17 protein-coding genes are annotated in these 19,342 nt (G+C 35.6%); 8 read left to right on the top strand and 9 right to left on the bottom strand.

Going from position 1 to position 19,342, the window contains the following annotated elements; translation table 11 throughout:
• Positions 1-45: 45 nt before the first annotated feature.
• From M666_RS01140 to M666_RS01120, 5 genes are all read right to left on the bottom strand, one after another.
• On the bottom strand, positions 46-831 hold the full coding sequence (locus M666_RS01140) for an SDR family oxidoreductase (RefSeq protein ID WP_029445332.1): 786 nt from the start codon (positions 829-831) through the stop codon (positions 46-48).
• A 44-nt stretch (positions 832-875) separates the two neighbouring features.
• A complete protein-coding gene (locus M666_RS01135; protein WP_029445333.1) occupies positions 876-1,193 on the bottom strand; it encodes a cupin domain-containing protein in 318 nt (105 codons plus the stop codon).
• 64 nt (positions 1,194-1,257) lie between these two features.
• Positions 1,258-3,384 carry an OmpA family protein gene (locus M666_RS01130; RefSeq protein WP_029445334.1) on the bottom strand — a complete coding sequence of 709 codons (2,127 nt, stop codon included), beginning with the start codon at positions 3,382-3,384 and terminating at the stop codon, positions 1,258-1,260.
• A 6-nt stretch (positions 3,385-3,390) separates the two neighbouring features.
• Positions 3,391-4,323 carry a PorP/SprF family type IX secretion system membrane protein gene (locus tag M666_RS01125; protein ID WP_029445335.1) on the bottom strand — a complete coding sequence of 311 codons (933 nt, stop codon included), beginning with the start codon at positions 4,321-4,323 and terminating at the stop codon, positions 3,391-3,393.
• A 39-nt stretch (positions 4,324-4,362) separates the two neighbouring features.
• On the bottom strand, positions 4,363-7,254 hold the full coding sequence (locus M666_RS01120) for a T9SS type B sorting domain-containing protein (protein ID WP_029445336.1): 2,892 nt from the start codon (positions 7,252-7,254) through the stop codon (positions 4,363-4,365).
• Positions 7,255-7,475: 221 nt separating this feature from the next.
• Between M666_RS01120 and M666_RS01115 the strand changes: the two genes are divergently transcribed.
• A complete protein-coding gene (locus M666_RS01115) occupies positions 7,476-8,837 on the top strand; it encodes a UDP-N-acetylmuramate--L-alanine ligase (RefSeq protein WP_029445337.1) in 1,362 nt (453 codons plus the stop codon).
• Here M666_RS01115 and M666_RS01110 read toward each other — a convergent pair whose 3' ends face one another.
• Positions 8,838-9,281: a DUF1569 domain-containing protein gene (locus M666_RS01110; protein WP_029445338.1), complete on the bottom strand. Its 444-nt coding sequence runs from the start codon at positions 9,279-9,281 to the stop codon at positions 8,838-8,840. It lies immediately after the preceding gene.
• 63 nt (positions 9,282-9,344) lie between these two features.
• Here M666_RS01110 and radC point away from each other — a divergent pair, with 63 nt between their 5' ends.
• The 6 genes from radC to M666_RS01080 all read left to right on the top strand — a co-directional run bounded on the left by radC (position 9,345) and on the right by M666_RS01080 (position 14,955).
• A complete protein-coding gene (gene radC, locus M666_RS01105) occupies positions 9,345-10,043 on the top strand; it encodes a RadC family protein (protein WP_029445339.1) in 699 nt (232 codons plus the stop codon).
• Between the two features lie 41 nt (positions 10,044-10,084).
• Positions 10,085-11,380: a polysaccharide deacetylase family protein gene (locus M666_RS01100; protein WP_024479337.1), complete on the top strand. Its 1,296-nt coding sequence runs from the start codon at positions 10,085-10,087 to the stop codon at positions 11,378-11,380.
• Positions 11,373-12,062 (top strand): YjjG family noncanonical pyrimidine nucleotidase, encoded by a 690-nt coding sequence (locus tag M666_RS01095; protein ID WP_029445340.1) that lies wholly within the window; start codon positions 11,373-11,375, stop codon positions 12,060-12,062. The genes M666_RS01100 and M666_RS01095 overlap by 8 nt, the downstream gene beginning before the upstream one ends.
• A 66-nt stretch (positions 12,063-12,128) precedes the next feature.
• Positions 12,129-12,677 (top strand): hypothetical protein, encoded by a 549-nt coding sequence (locus M666_RS01090; protein WP_029445341.1) that lies wholly within the window; start codon positions 12,129-12,131, stop codon positions 12,675-12,677.
• Positions 12,674-14,122 carry a DUF5723 family protein gene (locus tag M666_RS01085; RefSeq protein ID WP_029445342.1) on the top strand — a complete coding sequence of 483 codons (1,449 nt, stop codon included), beginning with the start codon at positions 12,674-12,676 and terminating at the stop codon, positions 14,120-14,122. The genes M666_RS01090 and M666_RS01085 overlap by 4 nt, the downstream gene beginning before the upstream one ends.
• Before the next feature lie 8 nt (positions 14,123-14,130).
• A complete protein-coding gene (locus tag M666_RS01080; protein ID WP_151198009.1) occupies positions 14,131-14,955 on the top strand; it encodes a hypothetical protein in 825 nt (274 codons plus the stop codon).
• Here the strand turns inward: M666_RS01080 and M666_RS01075 are convergent.
• The gene (locus M666_RS01075) at positions 14,952-16,229 is read right to left on the bottom strand and encodes a replication-associated recombination protein A (RefSeq protein WP_029445344.1); all 1,278 of its coding nucleotides are present in this window, start codon (positions 16,227-16,229) and stop codon (positions 14,952-14,954) included. The genes M666_RS01080 and M666_RS01075 overlap by 4 nt on opposite strands.
• Positions 16,230-16,318: 89 nt before the next feature.
• On the opposite strand from M666_RS01075, the gene M666_RS01070 reads away from it, so the two are divergent.
• Positions 16,319-17,062, top strand: coding sequence for a rhomboid family intramembrane serine protease (locus tag M666_RS01070; protein WP_024479343.1), 744 nt, complete (start codon positions 16,319-16,321; stop codon positions 17,060-17,062).
• A gap of 11 nt (positions 17,063-17,073) precedes the next feature.
• Here M666_RS01070 and rlmB read toward each other — a convergent pair whose 3' ends face one another.
• Both rlmB and M666_RS01060 read right to left on the bottom strand, forming a co-directional pair.
• Positions 17,074-17,811: a 23S rRNA (guanosine(2251)-2'-O)-methyltransferase RlmB gene (gene rlmB / locus M666_RS01065; RefSeq protein WP_024479344.1), complete on the bottom strand. Its 738-nt coding sequence runs from the start codon at positions 17,809-17,811 to the stop codon at positions 17,074-17,076.
• A gap of 69 nt (positions 17,812-17,880) precedes the next feature.
• A complete protein-coding gene (locus M666_RS01060) occupies positions 17,881-19,332 on the bottom strand; it encodes a SusD/RagB family nutrient-binding outer membrane lipoprotein (RefSeq protein WP_029445345.1) in 1,452 nt (483 codons plus the stop codon).
• Between the last annotated feature and the right edge of the window lie 10 nt (positions 19,333-19,342).

Below are 19,342 nucleotides of genomic sequence, written 5' to 3'. Positions count from 1 at the left end.
GGTTATTAAAACGTAAACAATTAAAATTCCAGTATGCGTTTTAACTTATAGTGATTTTAACAAACCGCCATCAATGGGAATGGAAGTTCCTGTAATATAGGCCGCATTGTCTGATGCTAGAAAAGCAACCAAATAGCCATATTCTTCTGGTTTTCCAATTCGTAGAAGAGATACCTTTGCCTCCATTTGGTTGCGTACTTCTTCCTCTGAAATTTTTAATTGTTTTGCTTTTGTGGCATTCAGTTGTGCAATGCGGTTGGTGTCAAAATAGCCCGTTAAAATATTATTAACCGTTATTTGATAAGGACCAACATCTGTCGCTAAAGATTTTCCCCAGGTAACCACAGCGGCTCTAATGGTATTAGAAAGTGCCAAATAGGAGAGGGGTTCTTTTACTGAAACGGAAGCAATGTTAATGATGCGTCCCCATTTATTATTCATCATGTTTTTTAGCGCAAGCTCTGTCGTGAATACTGTGGTTTTAAACAGAAGATCAAAAGCAGCCTGATAATCTGTTATATTCTTTTCCAAGGTATTTCCTGCGCTAGGGCCTTGGGTATTATTCACCAGAATATCTATAGTATTGCTGTTAAAATAGCTTTCTAGTTGAAGTGCGTAGGCTTCAAAATCAGTATAATCTACAAGCAGGTATTGATGTGTTTGCCCTTCTGCTGTAGGAAGATTGGCAATAATGTTTTTTAATTTAGCTTCGCTTCTAGAAACCAAAGTTACACTGGCGCCACTCGCCGCAAGTTGTATTGCTATTGCTTTACCAATGCCATCACTACTGCCCCCAATGAGGGCTTTTTTACCTTTTAGGGAAATATTCATGTATTACGGTTTTAGGGGTTTCTCCCTTTTGGGAGTTCAGGGGTTTACTTATACTCTTCTCTAGTGGGACTAAATACATCCATTAATTTGCAAGCGGTTAAAGCTTTGCCACTATGTGGAATATAAGAGCCAATTACGACTAATTCCCCGGGAGTATATACTTTAGTCTTGCCGTTGAGGGTAAACTCAAATTCGCCTTCTAAAACCTGCATTACTTGCTCATTTAAATGAGAGTGTTCAGGAACTATAGCCCCTTTTTCTACCTCCCAAAAAGCCAAGCTCATATTTTTAGTATGGACCAATTTACCGTGATAACCGGGAATAATCTCTTTGGTAGGAATTTCAGCTAACTTTATATCCATTGCTTTAAAATTTACCTTAAAGATAAAAGAAACAATCGATTATAATTTCAAATAGAGCGCCTTTTTATTCCCATTTTACGATTACAAATTCACACCTTCTATTTAATTCATGCTCTTCTTCAGAACAAGCATCATCTGTAGCACATGCTATAATAGGTTGTGATTCTCCGTAGCCTTTTGCAATGATTCTTTCTGCTGCAATTCCTTTTTCTAGTAAATATATTTTTACACTATTGGCTCTTTTTTGAGACAGTTCTTTATTATAATTGTTATTTCCACGGCGGTCTGTATGCGAACCAATCTCAATGGTGATACTTGGATTATTTTTCATAGTCGCTACCACAGTTTCTAAACGTTCTCTGGTTTCCCTACGCAAGTACCACATGCTGTAATCAAAGTTTATAGCTTCCGTTTTAATAACGGTTCTATTTTTTTCTTTGACGATTGCCTTTTCTGTATTGATGGTTTTGATAATATTCTCAGCCTTCTCTTTCTCTGCCTTTTCTTTATGTTGTTTCTCTTGCGCAGCTAAAGCTTCAGCAGCTTCTTTTTCTTCTTTTAATTTTTTCTTCTGTGCTGTTTTTGCTTTTTCTAGCGCTTGCTTCTCTTTTTCTTGAAGAGCAATACGGGCTACTTTCTCTTTTTCAGCAGTAGCATATAAGGTTAACGAAGCATCAATTTTCGCGTTTCGCTCTTTGGTAGTTCTTAGCACTTTAAAATTATCTTCGTACTGCACTTTTTTAGCTTCAATGCGATACTGCTCCTCGCAGTTTACTGCAAATGAAAAAGAAGCATCTTCTTTGGTAATTATCTTGGCTATTTCATGATGATCAATATCAAGAAGGCGTACCGTACTAAAAGGGAGTAGTTGTTTGGTAGTTCTGTCTGTCACCACTCCAGTAATAACTTGCGCACAAGCTTCAATTTTTAAAGGTTTTGTAATGGTAAAGGAATAGATGTCATCGCTACCTTTTCCTTCTGGTCTGTTGGAGGCAAAGAAGCCTTTATTTTCGTTTTGAAAATAGCTAAAATCATCATAACTACTATTCACAGGATACCCAATATTGTCTGGTTTCTGAAATTGATTGGTGTCTTTTTTTGCGATAAAAATATCTAGTAGGCCAAATCCTGGATGTCCGTTTGAAGAAAAGTATAGGTTATCATTTTGATCGACAAAAGGAAACTGTTCTTTTTTGTCCGTATTAATTAAACTTCCAAGGTTCTCGGGTTCCGTATAAACATCATTTTCTTGAATATGTACTTTATAAATATCAAAGGAACCAAAACCACCACTTCTGTCTGAAGCAAAATACAAGGTTTTCTCATCACTACTAAGACTTGGGTGTTCATTAGAAAAATCATCGCTATTAAAAGGTAGCGCTGTAATATTGGTCCATACACTATCTATGCGTGTAGCACGGTATATTTTTAGGTTAGATACTTTTTTAGCATCTGTTTTCTTTTTCCCTTTAATAAAGTTATTACGTGTAAAATAGAGCGTGTTTCTATCTTTAGTGAAGGCAAAGGTGCCTTCATGCATTTTGGTATTTATGGCAGTAGAAAAACTTGTACTAATGCTATCGCCATACATTAATTCACTTACAGAATGTTGGTATAAGTCCAAATAGTTCTGATTATTCCATCGGTAAATTTTTGCCGCCTTTTTTTTCGATGCTGTATAAACAATTTGGTCATCTACTGGTACTGCTCCAAATTCAGAGTTTGTAGTGTTTAATGCTAAATTTTCAATTGAAAATCGGGCTCCAATAGCTTGTATATTTTCTAAATAGTTAAAATCTGACTTTAATTTAGCTACTTGCTCCGCGTTTTCTTTTGCTTGGTAGTATTCTATTAATACGTCAAAAGATTTGTTTAGTTCGTCTGTAGCTTTTAAAGATTCGCTGTATTTAAAAAAGTAGGTTTCATGGAGTGTCTCGCCATAAATTGAAGTCAGATAGGCATACCATTTTGCTGCTTGTGGCATTTGATAGGTATTGTAATAGCTGTCGGCAAGATTTTTTATAACGGTAGCGCTTTTATTTGTAGCGGCAATTTCTTCGTATAGCGGAATAGCTTCACTATAAAAAGCTCGGTCAAAATAAGTATTAGCACGTTTCAATTGATCTTGAGCGGAAGCTGAAAATATATTGAAGAATACTATAATTACTAAAAGTAGTGTCGTTTTTTTCATAGCTTTTTAGTAAAATCTAGGGGATTTATCATAGCCTTTTTTCAAGCCTAATAGGTCCAAATTAAATAGAATGAAAATTTCATGAGATCCAGAACTAAATTCTCCTAGATTTGATAAAGTGTAATCATAAGCGTAACCAGCTCTAACGCCTGATAATATTTGAATGTTAAACATGGCACTAACAGCATCGTCTAAGCGATACGCTAGGCCAGCTTCCAACGTATCGTTAAATAGCGCGTTAACAGAAAAATCTACAGACAGCGGCGTGTTATTTACAGCTTTTAGTAAGGTTGATGGTTTAATTTTTATAGAAGGGTTAAGTTCATATACATACCCTGCGGTAATAAAAATATGCGCCTCTTCTGATCCGATAGTACTAATACCATCTTTGTTATCTATATGTTTAGAGTGCAGTAGATTGGGAATAGAAATACCCGAGTAAAATTTATCTTTATGGTAAAAAGCACCTATACCAATATTAGGAAATGTACTGTTTATATTGTCATTAAAGGCCGCATCGTCTTGTAGTTCAGGAAGTCTAAACCCATTAAAATTTGTGGCATAATTGGTAATTCCTGCTTTTAAACCTAGCGAAAGATCACTTTTTTCATTGAGTTTAAGGCTGTACGCAAAATCTGCATAGATATTATTTTCTTTGGCAGCACCATCCCCAATATCATCAGATATAAATGAGATACCTGTTTCTATTTTTTCTGATAAAGCAGCATGAGCAAAAAATGTGAGTGTTTTAGGTGCCCCGACAACAGAGTTCCATTGTGATCTGTATAAGGTCCCAAAATTAATTAAGCCTGTATCATTAGTAGTATAGGCAGGGTTAATAACACTCATGTTATACATGTATTGGGTGTATTGAGGATCTTGCTGACTCATCCCTAAAAAGGGTATCAGTAAGAGTAGATATAAGGAGTATTTTTTCATGCTAATGGTTTTGAAGGTTATAATGGTATTTGGCATAGCTTATCGGTTGAGGTATAACCTCCCTTGTTTAGGCTCAAAACCTTCTTTGTTATAATGTATGATGTAAAAATATACTCCGTTTGGCGCGATACTATTCCCTTTAATGGTACCGTCCCATGCAGGGTTTTGAATATTCCCCATGAAAAGAGTTCTGCCATACCTATTTTTTATTTCTAACTGAAACGCCGGAAATATTTTTTCAATATTGGGTATAAAATAACGGTCGTTTCTAGCATCACCATTAGGTGAGAACCCGTCAGGAATAAAGAAGTCATAATCTTCAGGATTACATGCCGATAAATCTATGGTAATGGCTGTTCTATTTGGAGCTATACATCCGGTATCTTCATTGTAATTTTCGGCATAGTACATCGTATATGGTATTAGCAGCGCAGTTTCACTTATAGCAGACGTGCTTTCCAAAGAGTCATACCATCTAATCTCGTAGTTTTCAAAAGCCGCTAAGTTGTTTAAATCTGAAATGGTAGGCTCGTCTAGGCCACAAATGTCAAATTCAGTACTAGCCAAAGTAAGTGGTGTAACCGTAAAAACGGTTGGAGTTAGTAGCAGTCGTTCACTGCTTCTACAGCCTTGGCTATTCTCTGATGCCGCGTAATAAGATACGCCATCTTCTAAAAGCGTAGTAGCTGGCAATAAATTTCCATTTACAGGGGCGTCAAACCAAACAATTGTTGTTTCACTAAAGGTAATATCTACAGAAGCTAGGGTTGCGGCATCTCCTCCACAGAAAAATGGAGTAGCATTGCTGGTTGTAGGGGTTATTGGTGCTGTAAGTGATACTAAAACTCGTAGTCTTTGTGTGCCTTCACAATTATTTTCATTATTAATAGTACTTATAAAATAAGCGACATTGTGAGCCAGTGGGGTGCTAATACTAAGAATATCAGTACTTGTTTCCGTAGCATAAAATAAAGGGTCTCTAGAGGCGGTAAAAGCAAGGTCCTCTAGCGTAGGGCCGTTGGTATCGTATTCGCTTAGACAAAAAGTTTGATTGCTTTCTCCTATAGGGATATCTGGTATGCCTTTTATGGCAAAATTTTCTGTTTCTTCATACTCAAAAATAGTTCTACAAGGCGTAGTATCATTTTGAATGCTTCGTACGCTTATGGTATAATTACCTTGCTCCAATGGTGCAACATCAACTTGATAATCAGCTGTTCCACCAGCAAAGGCAATGGTATTATTAATAACAACTGCACCTGTGTTTTGTTCAATTACATCATAGGTAACATTATAAATGCCATCAGGTAAAATAGGAGCAGCTACCAGCACATTTATTTCTGTAGCATTACAAGAATTATCTACCTGTAAGGTTAGTGTAATTGCATCTGGAGTGGCAATCACATTAAATAAGGTTTGTAAATTACAGGTGACATCTAGGACATTATCAATAGTGACTATTACTTCATGTTCTCCATCCTGACCTGCATGCTCAGCAGCAATTTCAAAAGTAGCAGCCCCTGCAGAAAAAGCTAGGTTTTCTATGGTTTCTGTAGTTGTTCCGCCATCGGGAGCTGTAAGCGTATACGTGATGGTATGCGGACTATTGGTTAAGCTCGCTGTAGTGTCAAGAATATTTAAAATTTGCACAGGAATAGTGGTGTCTTGGCAAGCTTCTGCAATTTGTATTTGCGAATTAGAAACAAGAAAGGTGGTCTCCGAAACATCAATAGTAGTACAAACACTGCGCAAGGGTAAAAAGCCCGTAATGGAGCTAATGCTTACGGTATTATATACATTGGTAGAAACAAGCGAAGGATTTACATCAAAGCTTCCTACGCCATTAGTTAGGGTGATAATTACGTCTTCGGCTCTTACGAGGCCATCAGCGGGGTCTACGAGATATCCCATTTGATATCTGCCATTGGGTAGAAGCGTACTATCATAAGTAATATCGATGGTATACGGGCTGCCCATACAATAGTTAAGGCTTTCTAAGCTACCAGATAAGGTGGGAAGGATGCTAATTGCTACTGTAGAAAATTGTTCGTCACATACAGGGTGCGTAGGATAAACGGTGTAATTGAAATTATAGATCCCATATCCAAAATTATCTCTGATCTCCTCTACATTTATGGTATTATCAGAAAGATCTGTTAGTTGACCTGTACCAGATTCAGACCAAGTTCCGTTAGCATCTTCTGCAGCGAGATAACTGTTTAAGTTTAAATTTCTATAGGCCGATAAATCATCAGTGACGCAAACAGCTAGTGCTAATCCTGTTCCTGGGTTAGGTGAAGGGTGTACTTCTAAGATAACGGTAGATTGCTCTGACGGACAAGTAGCTACAGCAGCTACGGTATATGTAAATTCATATACTCCAGGACCCGCTCCAAAAGCATTGAAAATATTTCGTTCTAAAAAGTTTACGGCCTCAGGAGTTACCGCTTCCCATAGTCCATTAAAATCTTGAATTTTGTCTGCAACTTCACTTCCTAAGAAGCGATGCATATTTACTTCTATTTCATTGCTACAGGCATTGGCGCTACCATCTATGTTATCTTCTCCTGAATAGCCTCCTAAGTTAATAGTAACATTGGCAGATTCACCACAAGCATCATTGGTATACGTAAAAGTATGGGTACCCGAATTTAAAATTTTCCAAAGGTTTACAATTCCTGTAGTTCTATCAAAAGCGTAAAAATTTGCCGGATTTGAAGTAGACCAAATACCTCCGGTAAGTGGTGTGTCATTCAGGGCATCAAATAAATCGAAATTTTGAAGCGATAGATCTTGGTCTTTATTGCAAATTGTTAGTAAAGCATCAGATCCTGCACAGCCTGTTTGGGCTTGAGAAAAATAATGCACTCCAAAAAAAATAATAAACAATAAAAAAAATGGAATACGATCCATTTTGTTTTGATTGGTCATAAACGGTGGTTAGGTTGTGAACATCAAAAATATCTGATACTTGTTAAAGAATGGCCATTATTGTTGTGAAAATGTAAGAAATAGTCTACTAAATACCGTTTAAGTGACATTTAAACTAGAAAATTTTCAATTTAAACGGACATATATATCCTAATCTTATATAGAATCGGGTTTGAAAATAGCGATTGCTATTCCTATCTTTACCGCATAATTTTACTTTCATGAATATACATTTTATTGCTATCGGCGGTAGCGCCATGCATAATCTTGCATTAGCATTAAACCATAAAGGATATATAGTAACCGGTAGTGATGACGTTATCTTTGAACCTTCTAAGACCCGTTTAGCAGCAGAAGGGTTGTTGCCAAAAACCTTTGGTTGGTTTTCAGAGAAGATCACCTCAAACCTTGATGCTGTAATTTTAGGCATGCATGCCAAGGCAGATAATCCGGAGTTACTAAAAGCGCAGGAATTAGGACTAGAAATTTTTTCATATCCTGAGTTTTTGTATGAACAGTCAAAAAATAAAACAAGAGTTGTAATTGGCGGTAGTCATGGGAAAACAACAATCACCTCTATGATATTACATGTGCTAAATTATCATAATCGTGATGTAGATTATATGGTAGGGGCACAATTAGATGGTTTTGATCGTATGGTGCATTTGACGGAAGAGAACGATTTTATCATTTTAGAGGGCGATGAGTATTTGTCTTCACCAATAGATAGACGCCCAAAATTTCATTTATACAAACCTAATATTGCGTTATTAAGCGGAATTGCTTGGGACCATATTAATGTGTTTCCTACGTTTGATACGTATGTTGAGCAATTCCAGATTTTTGTAGATAGCATTGTAAAAGGAGGGAGTATTACGTATAATGCGGAGGACGAAAATGTTGTTAAAGTGGTAGAAGCTTCAGAAAATGCCATTCGTAAATTACCGTACCACACTCCTGAATATAGTGTGGAAAACGGACAAACATTATTAGACACTCCAGAGGGTCCTATGCCTATAGAGGTTTTTGGAAAACACAATTTGAGTAATTTGGCAGGAGCTAAGTGGATTTGTCAAAATATGGGTATTGATGAAGATGATTTCTATGAAGCAATAGGGACCTTTAAGGGGGCTTCAAAAAGATTAGAAAAAATAGCAGAGAGCCCTACGTGTATTGTTTATAAAGATTTTGCCCATTCTCCAAGTAAAGTAGCGGCAACGACCAAAGCCGTAAAAGAACAATATCCTGATAAAAAATTAATTGCTTTTTTAGAATTACACACCTATAGTAGTTTTAATCCTGAGTTTTTAAAAGAATATAAAGGGGCATTAAATCCTGCAGATACGCCAGTTGTTTTTTACCTACCGGAATCTGTAGCTATTAAAAAATTAAATCCTGTGACAGCAGATCAAATTTCTGAAGCTTTTCAGAGAGATGATTTAACGATTATGACAGATGCTTCAGCATTTAAAGCGTATGTTTATGCACAAGACTATAATAATACCGTAGTATTATTTATGAGTTCTGGTAATTACGGAGGCTTGGATTTAGTAGCGTTTAAGAATCATTTAGAGCATAACTAATTATACGCTGAATTGGGTCAAATGATGATCTAAATGCTTGTATTGCATTTGGCCCCATTGTTCTTTGGTGAACCGACCAAAAAATGGATGTGGATTCCATTCTTCTCTATTTTTTAATTGATGTGTATCGTGCATTAGTTGCTGCAAAACTTTTACTTCATCATCAAAGTTTTTAGGCTCTTTTGCTTTTAATTGTGGAGCAGTGGGTAAATTTTTTCGCCAAACTTTATCATTATACATAGATTTTTTAAAAAATAGCTGTACTAGAAGATTTCCTTTTTTAGAAGTAGGTTTGTTCTCAATGGCTAGTTTTAAGGGATATTGGCAATGCCAAGCCATTTGTCCTACCGTCATTTTACCCCATTTGCGTTCAGAGTTTTCATTCAATAGTGCAATACGCTCTTCAAGCTCATTTTTCGTAGTTTCATCAAATATAGATTTCATTATAGTTCGGTTTATATTTAAGTGAAATTTACGATAAAATAATTAGTTGCTTATCTTTAACGAATGCAAGAAAATTCTACCTCACTTTCCATAAAAGATTGGGCAGATGATGATAAGCCTAGAGAGAAACTAATTTCAAAAGGAAAAACAGCCCTTTCAGACGCTGAGCTTATTGCTATTTTAATTGGTTCAGGTAGCAGAAATGAAAGTGCTGTTGAACTCTCTAAGAGAATTCTAGCATCGGTAAACAACAACATCAATGAGTTAGGAAAATTATCGGTAAAAAAGCTAATGCAGTTTAAAGGTATTGGCGAGGCAAAAGCAGTGAGTATTACGGCAGCATTAGAAATAGGAAGGCGTAGAAGGGGAGAAGATGCACATAAAATCACTAAAATTACAAATAGTAAAAGTGTTTTTGAATTACTACAACCTAAAATGGGAGACTTACCACACGAAGAATTTTGGGTAGTTTTTCTTAATAATTCCAATAAAGTGTTGCATTGCTCTCAGCAGAGCAAGGGGAGTATTACAGGAACCTTAGTAGATGTACGGTTAATAATGAAAGAGGCACTAGAATTTAGTGCTGTTGCTATTATTTTAGCACATAATCACCCCTCTGGAACGCTAAACCCTAGCATGGCCGATAAACAGATCACTCAGAAAATAAAAAATGCTGCAGAAGGACTAGATATAAAAGTTTTAGACCATTTGATCATCACTCAATCAGAATATTTTAGCTTTGCAGATGAAAATATTCTTTAATGACTATTTTTTTTAATTAATATTCTGACAAGAGAATACCTATGCTTCTAATTTACACTCATAAAATTACTCCAAGATTTAGTTTCGTAATGAAGCAAATATTTGACCGTATTTTAAATGTAGAAATTAGTTTTACGGCCAAAGTAGAAGATTTTATTAAACATTCAGGACCAAAAATTACCTATACCAAATTACCCTTACAAAATGAATTTTTCATTAGGAGTAATGATCTTTTGTTTGAACAAGGGATTAATGATCTTCAAATAAAAGTACAGGATTGGGAAGGAATTCCTTGTTTTTTTGCTGCAGGTGAACGCAGTAACTTACCATTTGATGTATTTTCTGCTAGTTTTTATTTGTTGAGTAGGTATGAAGAGTACCTTCCGCATGTAAAAGATATACATAATAGGTTTCCTCCACAAGAGAGTTTAGCTTTTAAGAATGATTTTCTAGAATTACCTGTGGTAGATTTATGGGCATATAAATTATTAGAAAAATTACAAGAACGCTTTCCGGAATTAGAATCTAAAAAGAGCGCCTATAAATTTACATCGATCATAGATGTAAGCTCTTCTCATTGCTATTCTCATAAAGGTATTGTTAGAAGTTTAGCAGGTTTGCTTTTAGATATTTCTTCTCTTAAATTTAGACGCGTGGCAGAAAGGGTCTCAGTTTGGTTTCGTCCAGAAAAAGATCCGTATAATAATTATGACTGGCTTATAGAACTTCATAAAAAGTACAAGGTTCTTTGCATGTTCTTTTTTCAATTCGCGGAGTATTCTACTTTTGATAAAAACATATCGGTTAATAATAATAAATTCAAATTTTTAATCAAGTCTATTTCAGATTATAGTACAGTATCCTTATGTGCTTCTTATGGTTCTTTTAATGATACAGAGTTATTGAAAGAAGAAAAGAAAAACTTGTCTAACGTTATCAATAGACCTATAAACTCTTCTAGATTAAGATACAATAGGGTAGATGTGCCGGCCACGTATAGAAGGCTGGTAGAGGCAGAGTTTACAGATGATTTTACGATGGGGTATACTCACGAGATAGGATTTAGGGCAAGTACGTGCACACCTTTTTATCTATACGATATCAATTTAGAAGTACAGCAACCTATTAAAATTCATCCATTTGCCGTACATGATTATACCTTTGTAAAATATGCTTCTTTAGAAGAGATAACACAGAAATTGGATCGTGTTTATGCACAAGTTAAAAAAGTAAATGGTGGCTTTATTACTGTTTTTTCTAATGAATTATTCGGAGAGAAAGCTAAAGTATCCTGGAAGGAATTATATGAATTTGTAGTAAAAAAATACCATGTTTAAAAATATTGTTACGGATGTTTTTTTTGATTTAGATCATACCCTTTGGGATTTTGAAAAAAATTCTGCACTCACTTTTGAAAAAATATTGGTGACGCATGATGTGCCTGTTTCATTAGAAGATTTTCTAGAAGTATATGTACCTAATAATCTTGTCTTTTGGCGTTTGTTCCGGGAGGAGAAGATATCAAAAACAGCGCTGAGGTATCAGCGTTTGAAAACTACCTTTGACACTTTAGGTCTTGAGGTTAGTGATGCTGTAATAAATAGTTTGTCTGACGCTTATATAGATAACTTAGCTACCTATAATCATTTGTTCCCTAATGCTATTGCTATTTTAGACTATTTGAAACCTAAGTATAATTTACACATCATCACCAATGGATTTCAAGAGGTGCAAAATAAAAAGATTAGAAATTCTAACATAGCACCGTATTTCCATCAGGTTATAAATTCGGAAATGGCAGGTGTTAAAAAGCCCAATCCTATCATCTTTAACTTAGCTTTAGAGATGGCAAATGTGCCAGCGGAAAAGGCACTTATGATTGGTGATAGCCTTGAGGCAGATATACTTGGCGCGCAAGCAGCAGGTTTAAATGCCCTGCATTTTAACGCACATAATGAGCAAAAGCACGAATATTGTGATATGATTACTGATTTAAGTGAAATAAAATTGTACTTATGACGTTGCTAAGCTGTAGACACTAATTAATTCTAATCGACACTCTATATTAGAATTGAAATAATTGCAATGAAAAAAATCATAAACTATTTATTCATACCACTCTTACTTTTGGTAGTGGTCAGCGCTTGTTCTGATGAGCAAGATTTTGACCAAGCAAGAGATTTAGATGTAATCACAGATGCTACTGGTCCCGTGCTTTATCTTGAGTCTACAGAAGATTTGATTAATGCTTCTCCAGTAATATCACAGAATATAAATTTTGATGGCTTTAATTCAGAACTATTTTCGGATAGAGTTATATCAGGATCCCTAACATTTCAAATAGAAAATAGCACTAGCAAACAGCTAGATATTCGCGTAATATTTTTGAATGAAGCGGGCTCTCCGTTAGATGTCCTGAACTTTTCTACAGCAGAAGCGCCACCAATAGATATTATTGATGAAGAAATATTTTATGGTACAGCCGCAGGCAAAAGCATAGATATTATAAAGAGCACATCAAGTTTACAAGTTATTTTTACAAATAATAGCGGGAGTACAAGTGTATCATCTCTTCCTGATCCTAAACTAATTTTTAGATCTAGCGCTAGTTTTAAGTTGAGGGTTATAGAATGAGATTAAGAAACATATTTATTATAGTGCTATTATTTGGTTGTTTCTTTGTGAACAGTCAAAACAAACAGTTGCTTTATGATTTTAATGAAGTGCCTCAAGCGCTATTATTAAACCCAGGGATGAAGACCTCTTTTAAGTGGTATGCAGGAGTTCCATTAATTTCAGGCTTTTCTTTTCAAGCGGGGAGTAGCGGTTTAAAGTCTAACGATCTTTTTGCAAATGATGGCATAGATTTTAATACTAAATTTAGAGAAAAGGTCATTTATGGAATGGATTTTAGTGATGAACTAAGTGGTACCTACCAAGTAGAATTGCTAAACATTGGCTTTAGAAGTAAAAATAATGAAGATATCTTTTATTCTTTTGGTGCTTATAATGAAGGAGATGCTATTGGCTATTTCTTTAAGGATTACGCCTTATTAGCTTATGAAGGAAATACCAATAATTTAAATAAAAAGTTTGATTTAAACCACCTTAAAACTAGAGGCGAAATTTTGAATGTTTACCATTTCGGAATCAATAAAAAGATTTCTAATGAGTTAACCATGGGGTTCCGTGCTAAGGTCTATTCTAGTTTACTAAATTTTACGTCTACAAAGAACAAAGGCTATTTTGTCACGACACAAGGAGATGATAACTTATTAGAAAGTACGCTTGAAGCCGATGTTGAAATTAAAACTTCTGGTGTATTTGAGTTAAAAGATATTATAGATGATGACTCGCAAGCTAATGGTGCTGCTATTTCTAGTGTTTTAGGGAAAAGAGCATTACTAGGAGGTAATTTGGGTGTTGGTTTTGATTTAGGCTTTACCTATAATATTGATGAAAGAACGGTCTTTACAGGTAGTTTAATAGATGTAGGTTTTATTTATCACAGCAAAGATGTCAGAACATATTCGGTTAAAGGTTTTGCGAGTACAGAAGGTTTAGAGGTTCGTTTACCAGAAGATCTTAATTCAACAGAAGACCAATGGAGAACTTTTGTGGATGATTTGGAAGATTTGGTACCTTATGAAGAGGGTAGTGATAATTACATCACTTTTAGGCCTACAAAATTCTATACATCTATAAGGCGAGATTTTGGTAAAGAGATAGAATCAAAAGAGGCTTGTTATTGTACCAGTACTTCCGGTGGAAACAATAGAGGTCGCGTTTATAAAAATAGTTATGGCGCGCAATTGTATGCCATTAATAGACCAAGAGGGCCGCAAGCAGCATTAAGCGCATTTTATCAGCATCGCTTAGGCAATGTAATGAGTTTGAAAACTACGTACACCATAGATAAGTTTTCATATACGAATATTGGTCTAGGAGCTAGTCTTCAAGCTGGTCCTGTAAATATGTATTTAATGGCTGATAATCTGATCGGATATTCAAATTTGGCTAATAGCAAATATGCATCAGTACAATTTGGATTAAATATTATATCTTGGGGCAAGAAATAAGAGACCTCATGAAAAAGATAGTACCCATTTTAATGTTAGCATTTTGTGCTAATTTCTACGGACAAGAAGTAATTAACGATTATAAATATGTTGTAGTTCCTACACAATTTGAATCGTTTAAAAGTCCCAACCAGTATAAATCTAGTACACTTGTAAAATTTTTGCTTACAGAAAGTGATGTGAATGTTGTTTATAGTAACGATTTACCATCAGAGTTGAATCTAAATAGGTGTGTGGCCCTATATGCAAAGCTTATTGATGGTTCTAATATGTTTACCACCAAGACTACTTTAGTTCTTGAAGATTGTTCTGGTAAAGAAATCTACAAATCTATAGAAGGTACCAGTAAGCAAAAAGAATACAATGCCTCTTACTCAGAAGCAATTAGAGCAGCCCTAAAGCCATTATCTAGCTACACCTATTCATATGCTGGAACAACAACAGAACCGGTAAAGGTGTCCTATCAAAATGATGCAAAAAGTTTACCAGCGGTTAAGCAAGCGCCTGCTGAGGCTACTACAACTGCTGTGGTAGAGACATCTGAGGAAGTACAAAAGAAATCGGTAGTAAAAGCAACTCCAATACTGGAAGCAAATAAAGTAGCAACTTCCAACGGCGGCTTATATGCCCAAGATATTTTGAATGGCTATCAATTGGTAGATAGCTCTCCAAAAATAGTTATGAAAATGTTTAAGACATCTCAGGCTAATATCTTTTTAGGAGAAGAGATTTCAGGAACCAAAGGTTTGGTGTACACAAAAGACGGCGCTTGGTACTTTGAGTTTTATGACGGTGATATATTGAAAGTAAAGGCCTTAAATATTAAATTTTAGATGGAATATTTATCTTTCCACCTATTTTTAAGAAACTCCTTTATAGCATTTTCACGCTGATTGTTATTTGGCTTATAAAAAGACGTTCCTGAAATATCATCAGGTAAAAATTCTGCTTCAACAAAATTATTCTGATAGTCGTGTGCATATTTATATTCCGCACCGTAACCTATATCTTTCATCAATTTTGTTGGAGCATTTCTTAAGGCTATAGGCACAGACAGATCACCGGTATCTGTCACTGTTTTAAGTGCTCTATTGATGGCCATGTAACTTCCATTACTTTTTGGTGATGTAGCTAGGTAAATTGCACATTGACTTAAGATTATTCGTGCTTCAGGATAACCTATGGTGGTTACTGCTTGGAATGTAGTGTTAGCCATTACAAGTGCAGTAGGATTAGCCAATCCAATATCTTCAGAAGCCGCGATGAGCATTCTACGTGCAATGAATTTAACATCTTCGCCACCTTCAATCATTCTTGCTAACCAATATACTGCGGCATTAGGGTCACTACCTCGGATAGATTTAATGAACGCCGAAATAATATCATAATGTTGCTCGCCGGTTTTATCATAGCGCACGGTATTTTTTTGCACCTTTTGTAGTACCAAGTCATTGGTTACTTCTATAGTGTCTCCGCTTTCAGAGTTGATAACAAGCTCAAAGATATTCAAAAGCTTTCTGCCGTCTCCACCCGATAAACGCAATAGGGCATCGGTTTCTTTTAGATGTATGTTTTTAGATTTTAAATGCTTATCTATAGCAATAGCTCTTTTTAAAAGAGCAACTAAATCATCTTTCCCAAATTCTTTTAAAATGTATACTTGACATCTAGAAAGTAATGCAGGGATCACTTCAAAACTAGGATTTTCAGTAGTAGCACCTATTAGGGTTACCCATCCTTTCTCTACAGCAGCAAGTAAGGAATCTTGTTGTGATTTGCTAAACCTATGAATCTCATCAATAAATAGTATCGGATTTTTGGTTGTGAATAAGCCACCACTCTGTTTTGCTTTATCTATAACCTCACGAATATCTTTTACACCACTATTTATAGCACTTAAGGTATAGAAAGGTCTGCCGCTTTCTGTAGCTATAATATTAGCCAAAGTGGTTTTACCGGTGCCAGGAGGGCCCCAAAGAATCAAAGAAGGAATTATTCCTTTTTTAATTTGATGCGTAAGAGAGCCATTGTCACCAACTAAATGAAGCTGACTAATGTAATCTTCTAATGTCTTCGGGCGTACGCGCTCTGCAAGAGGTTCATTCATAGTGCAAAAATACAAATTCTACTTATGACAATTTATCATGTTTGTAGATTTTGGTTGTGTTTTTGATTTCCATTTTATAAATTACTTGTATGCAAGCATCCAAACAGTTCCAATTTACCAATAGCGTACTTCTAGTGCCGCTATTTTTTGTACTCGCTATATGGGTGGTGTTTCTAGTGGAAATTAGATTAGGAATTAATTTTAACAAATTTGGAGTGTACCCGCGTACTCTAAGTGGTCTTCGCGGTATTGTATTTAGCCCTTTTATTCACGGTTCAGCGCAGCACCTCTATAATAATACGGTGCCATTGGCGGTATTGACAGCTTCTCTATTTTACTTTTATAGAAAGAATGCATTTTATGTTCTCGCTTACGGAATTTTACTATCGGGTATTTTTACGTGGTTAATAGGAAGAGAGTCCTATCATATTGGAGCGAGTGGCCTAATCTATGTATTGGCAAGTTTTATTTTCTTCAAGGGCATTTTTACCAAATATTACCGTTTGGTAGCATTGTCACTAATGGTTGTTTTTGTCTACGGCAGTATGCTTTGGTATATTTTTCCTATTCAGGATGACATTTCTTGGGAAGGGCATCTGTCTGGGTTTTTAGTTGGTTTTTTCTTTGCATACTATCTTAAAACTCCAATTCCAGAATTGAAAAAATATGATTGGGAACGGGACGATTATAAGGAAGAAGAAGATGAATTTCTACAACACTTTGATGAAAATGGAAACTTTATAGAACGTACGCCAGAGCCTGAAATGGATTTAGAAGTCCATCAGGAAATTGTGATTACATACCACTATAAGGAAAATGAAAAACCAGAATAGGTAACAGAGAATTACAAACTGCGTTGTCTCACGGCTTCGTATAGAAATACACCACAAGCAACAGAAACGTTTAAGGATCCTATTTCACCTAGTAAAGGAAGCTTAGCTTTATCATCTACAACTTTTAAGATGGAAGGAGATATTCCTACATCTTCTGATCCCATGATAATAGCACAAGGTTCTTTGAAGGAGATATCGTAGACAGAACTTTCTGTTTTTTCGGTAGCAGCAATTGTTTTAATTCCTGAGGCCTGTAAATAAAAAACAGCATCTTTGATATGGTCTACCTTTGCAATAGGTACTTTAAAAGCGGCACCAGCAGAAGTTTTGATCGTATCTGCAGTGACGGGTGCAGCACCTTTTTTCTGGATGATGATACCATCTACTCCGGTGCATTCTGCAGTTCTTATAATCGCGCCAAAGTTACGAACATCAGATAGTTGGTCTAACAATAGAAATAGGGGAGCAGTTTCCTTTGCAGAAACGTTCTCTACTAACTCTTCAATCGTGAAAAATTTAATAGGTGATATGGTAGCAATAACCCCTTGGTGATTTCCTTTGGTTAACCTGTTTAATTTTTCAATGGGAACATAGGAGGAGTTAATTCCATTTCTTCGAATTAGGGTTTCAAATTCTTTGAATAAATCGCCTTTAAGACCTTTTTGAATAAAGACTTTATCAATTGCCTTATCTGCATTTATTGCCTCAATAATTGCTCTTATTCCGTAAATCTGAGTATTGTTTTCCATTGGGGCAAAGGTAAATAAAAAAACCACCTCGAATGAGGTGGTTTTTAAAAATATAATAAAGAACGTAATTTAGTTTAAATCCCAGAAAAGTTTAGTTTCTGCTGCATCTCCACCAATAGCAGTGCTAGCTGCTTCATAGTTAGCACCATTTAATGTTTGTTCCTGAATAGGATAGGTATATCTAGCAGGGTAGCCGGATACCTTGTCAACAGGAACCGCCATTAATGGATAATCAAGTAGGCGAATAGAAGTCCAACCTTCCAAGCCTCTATTGTATAGTGCAATCCATTTTTGTGTACCAATAACTTCTTTCCATGGTTCAGTTGCACTGCTAGCCGCAAGTGCTGCATCATAATCTACAGAAGTTTGTGCTATGTAAGTATCTGCATCAGCAGATGCTCCTCCCCAATAGGCTACAGAAGCTCTAATACCTTCTTCATAAAATTGTTTTGCAGTTCCTGCGATTGCAAAATTTCTTGCAATGGCTTCCGCCTGTAAAAATGAAACTTCAGCATAATCTAATAAAACACCAGGTTCTGTAGGAGTTTCTAATCTAGCCGCAACATGAGAATATGTAGCATAACTAGATTCAGCACCTATCTCTCCTCCTTTAAACGTTCCATCTGCTGTTGGTTCAAAATATAACGGCCTTCTCGGGTCATTTAAAGTATTCATATGATCAATTATCGTTGTTGCAGCGACAAAATCCGTTCTACCGCTTAATACAAGATTGTCATAAATTGGATTTGTGTTTGGATCTGCGGATAAATATGCATAAGTAGCATTGTCTTCATTACTAGTGAATACTCCACTAGCTATGGCCTCAATAACAGTTGCTTCAGCATAAGAATTGTCAACATCAGATAATAAGATACCCATTCTCAATTTTAAAGAGCTAGCAAATTTCTTCCACATACTTACATCACCACTATACAGTCTATCTGCACTTCCAAAACTACCATTTGAAGTATCAAAAGCATCGATAGCAATGGTTAATCTTTCGATTAAATCTTTGTATATTGTTAAACCATCATCATATTTAGGAAGTAGATTTTCTATGTCTCCTGCTTCAGTGTAAGGAACATCGCCAAATACTTCTACTAAGTTGCTATAGGCGTAAATTTTCATTACTTCTACGACAACTAATTTATTGGCTTTTGTTGCTGCGTCTGACGGTAAAGCATATTCGGTTTCGGCAATAACCTCTGCTGAAGTATTCAAATCTTTTAGAACATCTTTATACATCGCATCCCAATGACTTTGAGGAATAGTTCTAGAAACTTGATCATAATTACTCTCATCCGTATATTGAGTTTCTTGCAAATATTGAGCCCATAACTTGGTGTTGTTCAAATTTACATTGAGGTCAACAACTTGATCTACAAGATTTTTTTGAGCTCCGGTAAATAAACTTTCTCCGGGTACTGCAGTGGGATCTTTAATATTCTGATTTAAGTTTTCTAAATTATCAGAACAAGAAGTAGCAACAACTGCTGTTAATAATATTAATATTTTTTTCATCGTTTTTTTT

It is taken from the genome of Cellulophaga baltica 18 (assembly GCF_000468615.2).
Lineage (GTDB): Bacteria > Bacteroidota > Bacteroidia > Flavobacteriales > Flavobacteriaceae > Cellulophaga > Cellulophaga baltica.
Note: the sequence above shows the minus strand (reverse complement) of the source record. Positions and strands in the feature narration are given on the sequence as shown.